At 52.1% G+C, this 2,695-nt stretch carries 5 protein-coding genes; 4 read left to right on the top strand and 1 reads right to left on the bottom strand.

Going from position 1 to position 2,695, the window contains the following annotated elements; translation table 11 throughout:
* The 4 genes from ABJQ89_RS18035 to ABJQ89_RS18020 all read left to right on the top strand — a co-directional run.
* Positions 1-173: JAB domain-containing protein (locus ABJQ89_RS18035; RefSeq protein ID WP_348497541.1), on the top strand; the 173-nt coding region annotated here is incomplete at its 5' end.
* Complete coding sequence (locus ABJQ89_RS18030) at positions 170-907, top strand: thermonuclease family protein (protein ID WP_348497540.1); 738 nt, start codon at positions 170-172, stop codon at positions 905-907. The genes ABJQ89_RS18035 and ABJQ89_RS18030, both read left to right, overlap by 4 nt.
* Positions 908-1,112: 205 nt before the next feature.
* Entirely contained in the window at positions 1,113-1,388 is a 276-nt protein-coding gene (locus tag ABJQ89_RS18025; RefSeq protein ID WP_348497539.1) for a BrnT family toxin, read from the top strand.
* A complete protein-coding gene (locus ABJQ89_RS18020) occupies positions 1,375-1,668 on the top strand; it encodes a BrnA antitoxin family protein (protein ID WP_348497538.1) in 294 nt (97 codons plus the stop codon). The genes ABJQ89_RS18025 and ABJQ89_RS18020 overlap by 14 nt, the downstream gene beginning before the upstream one ends.
* Before the next feature lie 94 nt (positions 1,669-1,762).
* On the opposite strand, the gene ABJQ89_RS18015 is transcribed toward ABJQ89_RS18020, so the two are convergent.
* Positions 1,763-2,695: RelA/SpoT domain-containing protein (locus ABJQ89_RS18015; protein WP_348497537.1), on the bottom strand; the 933-nt coding region annotated here is incomplete at its 5' end.

Here is a 2,695-nt window from a genome sequence, read left to right as displayed (position 1 = left end):
ACAACCATCCCTCTGGCGACCCATCTCCCAGTCGGCAGGACGTTGACATGACCGAGAACGTGGCAAGCGCATGCGAAGCGCTTGACGTGACCATCCACGACCACGTCGTGATTGGCAAGGAAACGGAGTTTTCCTTCAAGTCAGAAGGTCTTTTGTTGGGTTGTTGCGCATGAAAGCCGCGATGCGCGCATCTTTGGCGGCGGCTGGTCGGAAGTGCACGGGCTGGTTGGGCCCCGCTGTTTTGCATGTGCTGATTTTCGGGGGGTCGTCCGTACTCGCGGACCTTCAATCAATGACAATCCAAGGTGAGATTAGCGTCTTTGACGGCGATACATTGGAAATTGAGCCAATGTTGATTCGGTTGCACGGCGTCGATGCCCCGGAGAAAAGCCAATCCTGCAAGCGCGCGGGGCAGGGTGCGTGGCGTTGTGGATCTGCGGCATCCAAGCGGTTATCCGAACTGATTCATGAAAAAGAGGTGTCTTGCGAGGCGCTGGACCGCGACCCCTACGGCTGGATTGTTTCGCGCTGCGCAGTGGACGGACAAGACATCGGTACGGTTTTGATCAACGAAGGTCTGGCCTGGGCATTCATCGAATACAGTTCTGACTATGTTGCCTTGGACGAAGTTGTGCGAGCCCGCGGCGTCGGTGTTTGGCAAGAAGCGAGCCAAACACCCTGGGACTACCGGAACGACAAATGGAACCGTGCGCTGGCGCAAGCCCCCGATGGAAAGTGCCCAATCAAAGGAAATATCGGTGCGGGCAAAGCCAAACGGAAGATTTATCACACACCGTGGTCACCAAATTACGGCAACACCAAGATTGATGTCACTCAGGGCGAGCGCTGGTTTTGCGATGAAGGAGAAGCGCTCGCGGCCGGCTGGAGCGCTGTGGCGAAACGTTAGATCGCCTGCCCGGCAAGGTTGCGACAAACCTCAAAGTGAAGCTTGTTTGCGCGCTAACGGTATGACCGCGCAGGCCCTAAGCGAATAAACCAGCCAAATGATACAGGGGTTAGACTTTGTTCCGCGCATCATAGAGAAGCACTAGGAATATGAACCAAATGACTTGTATTACTTTTTGTATTACGCTATATTCTTGAGGCTGAAGATGAAATTTGAATGGGACGCTGACAAGGCGCAGAGCAACTTTGAGAAACATGGCGTTCGGTTTGAAATCGCATCGGGCGTGTTCATTGATCCAGATCGCATCACTGCCGTAGATGATCGGTTCGACTACGGCGAGGAACGTCTCGTGACACTAGGCCAAACTTTAGACGGCATCTTGGTGGTTGTGACCACAGAACGGGACGAAGGGCGCAGCATGCGGCTTATATCGGCTCGTAAGGCCAACAGACGGGAAAGGAATACTTATGGCGACCGTTAAACATACACTCGATCCAAAGAACCCGCCCAAAATGAGCGCAGAAGAGCGTGCCCGCTTTGACGCGATCCGCGAGGACGACATCAACTACAGCGACATTCCCGAGCTGGATGCGGACTTTTGGGCGACGACTGAGATCAAGACACCCGCGAAGAAGCCTGTTGTGGCGTTACGTGTGGATGAAGATACCATTGATTATTTCAAGGGTAGCGATCCGAAGGGCTATACCGCTCGCATGGCCGCTGTTTTGCGTGCCTATGTTGATGCACATCAGCCAAAGTAGGGCAGGGGCGGGGGTTTTCATAAAAGGGCTTATGCGTCTTTGCATTTTGAATTCAGCATATTCAAAGATGGCGTTGACTCAAGACCTTACTCTTTCATTCTGTCGCGCACCATTGCTCTAGCTCACTGGTAAATACGCTAAAGCTCGGCTGTGAAAAGGCATATTCGTCACGGTGTCTCGGGATGAAAAAATAGACACCAACCAGATTCCGATCCCATGTGCCAACTTTTTTGTTGTGCCAGTACACTGTTCCGTCGATGTCCAGTCGTAGCGCTCTTTCGTCGGGTTTTTCCTTTGTTGCCCCTGCGCGTGGTGGAACATGTTTTGGGAGAAAACTCAGGTCTAGGCGGTCAATTGTGCCCTTGATGTTGGTAGGTTTAGATCCTTCCATTTCTCCAAGAACATTTAGGAACTCTTCAGTATCTAAATAATAGTTGGGGTAGGCTCGTCTGAGTTCAGTCATACTGTCGATGCTGATCTCGATGGACTGCCTTACCTCTTCAAAATCATCTTCGAGATCATCGAATGCAAATAGCGCGCGCCAACGTGGTGCGATTTGCACCGCACCAGTTGATCGGTCCACCTTCAGTGTAAAAACAGAGCTTCCAAAGCTACCAGAACTGTCAGCTTCGTGCATAAATCCTCTAAACGAGGAGAGGTTTTCCCGGACATTGAGCGATGTTGCCAGCTCTTTAGCCTCCAGCACCAGATCATCATAGCTCATGCCCAGATTTAAGCCGCGCGGTTGTTTCTCAATCTCGGCAATGTAACCGCTCATGAGGGCTAGAAAACGCAGCCACTGGGGATCGCCGTCACCAGCTTTGAGGTCTTCATTTCGCATGGAACCTACAGCTTCAACAGCTGTGCCCCAAATGTGCTGTAGTTGGGTGCGGAGCTGAAGCTCAACGTTACACCCTTTGTGCTTCTCACCAATACCACCACCATTGAAACGCAGCATCAAGTGAACGCTCCGGTATCCGCTATCCTTTGGGTTGGCTATTTGGCTATGTAGTCGGTTTTGCGGCAA

Source organism: Planktotalea sp., from assembly GCF_039984035.1.
GTDB lineage: Bacteria > Pseudomonadota > Alphaproteobacteria > Rhodobacterales > Rhodobacteraceae > Planktotalea.
Note: the sequence above shows the minus strand (reverse complement) of the source record. Positions and strands in the feature narration are given on the sequence as shown.